The sequence below is a fragment of the Paracoccus onchidii genome, assembly GCF_028294535.1.
GTDB classification, from domain to species: domain Bacteria; phylum Pseudomonadota; class Alphaproteobacteria; order Rhodobacterales; family Rhodobacteraceae; genus Paracoccus; species Paracoccus onchidii.
Genome location: NZ_JAQBIE010000061.1, coordinates 1 through 1,813 on the forward strand (window position 1 = coordinate 1; position 1,813 = coordinate 1,813).

General features: G+C 64.8%; 1 protein-coding gene. It reads left to right on the forward strand.

What is annotated here, in order from left to right:
• Positions 1-39 precede the first annotated feature (39 nt).
• Positions 40-1,813: chloride channel protein (locus PAF17_RS19990; protein WP_271890812.1), on the forward strand; the 1,774-nt coding region annotated here is incomplete at its 3' end.

Genomic DNA, 1,813 nt, shown 5'->3' on the forward strand with positions numbered 1-1,813 from the left:
CCTGGTTTTCTGTTTTTTAGATTTGGAAGGTTTGTTCTGATGTCTCGGAAGCGGCATGGTCTCAGTTTTTCTGCGCGACTGGGTTGGCTTCGTCGACGTTTGTTCGCGCGGGGTGGCGAGGTCGGGTTTCTGGTTCTGGCGGTTGCGGTCGGGGCGCTTGCGGGGGGTGTTGTCAGCCTGATCAGTTTCCTGTCGCATCTGCTGCACCATCAGCTTTACGGCGTGGCCTTCGCGACGGGGCTGAGCGGGTCCGATTTGCGACGGAACTGGTTGCTGATCGCGGTGCCGGTTGCGGGTGGCCTGTTGACCACGCTGATCCTGAACCTGCGCCGCCGGCGCGGCGGCATTGTCGACCCGATCGAGGCGAATGCGCTTTATGGCGGGCGGATGTCGCTGACCGACAGCATCTGGGTGACGCTGCAGAACCTGGCCTCGAACGGTTTCGGCCTGTCGGCGGGGCTGGAGGCGGCCTATACCCAGCTGTCTTCGGGGCTGGCCTCGAAGCTGGGCCTCAAGATGAAGCTGCGGCGCGAGGATATGCGCGTGTTGATCGGCTGTGGGTCGGCGGGGGCGATCGCGGCGGCCTTTGGCGCGCCGCTGACCGGCGCCTTTTATGCCTTTGAGCTGATCATCGGCACCTACAGCACCGTGTCGCTGGCCCCTGTCATCGCGGCCGCGATTGCCGCCACGCTGGTGTCGCAAGCCCTGACGGGCAAGGCATTCACCATCGAGATCGGCCAGGTCGGCGCGATTTCCCCCGGTGATTTCCTGCCGGCGCTGGGGCTGGGGATCGGCTGTGCCTTGTTGGGGATCCTGGTGATGATGACCGTTGTGCGAACCGAGCGGCTGGCCTCGGCCAGCGGCATCCCGTCATGGCTGCGCCCGGCACTGGGCGGGGTGCTGGTTGGCGGGCTGGCCTTTGTCACGCCCCAGATCCTGTCGGCGGGCCATGGGGCGATGCATATCAATCTGGAAAACGACATTCCCTGGACGGCGCTGCTGATCCTGTTCGCGCTCAAGGCGCTGGGATCGGCCATCACCATCGGCTCGGGGTTTCGGGGCGGGCTGTTCTTTGCCAGCCTGCTGCTGGGGGCGCTGATCGGCAAGGCGGCGGCGGTGCCGCTGGAATGGCTGGCGCCGGGCATGCTGTCGGCCACGGCAATGGCAGTGATCGGCATGAGCGCATTCGGGGTGGCGGTGATCGGCGGCCCGCTGGCAATGACGTTTCTTGCGCTGGAACTGACGGGCGAATTTCCGATCACCGCGCTGGCCCTGGCGGCGGCGATCACCTCGTCGATGGCGGTGCGCCAGACCTTCGGCTATTCCTTCACGACATGGCGGTTCCACCTGCGGGGGCAATCGATCCGCAGCGCCCATGATGTGGGCTGGATCCGCAACCTGACGGTCGGGCGGCTGATGCGCCGCGATGTGCGCACCGCCCTTGCGGATATGAGCATCGCAGAGTTCCGCGCGGCCTTTCCGCTGGGATCGACGCAGCGGGTCATCATCACCGACGGGAATGGTGGCTATTGCGCGATGGTCCAGGTCGGCGAGGTCCATGCCGATCTAGCCGCCGCCGAGCCGCGCCAGGACCTGTCGGATTTTTTCCACCATCAGGCGGATATCCTTCTGCCGGGCATGAACGCCCGCCAGGCCGCCGGCCTGTTCGAGGCCAGCCACGCGGAATCGCTGGCCGTGGTCAGCGACCGCATCGAGCGCCGCGTCATCGGACAACTGAGCGAAGCACACACATTGCGAAGATACAGCGAAGAACTCGATAAACAAAGAAAAGACATAACAGGAACAGGAGAAT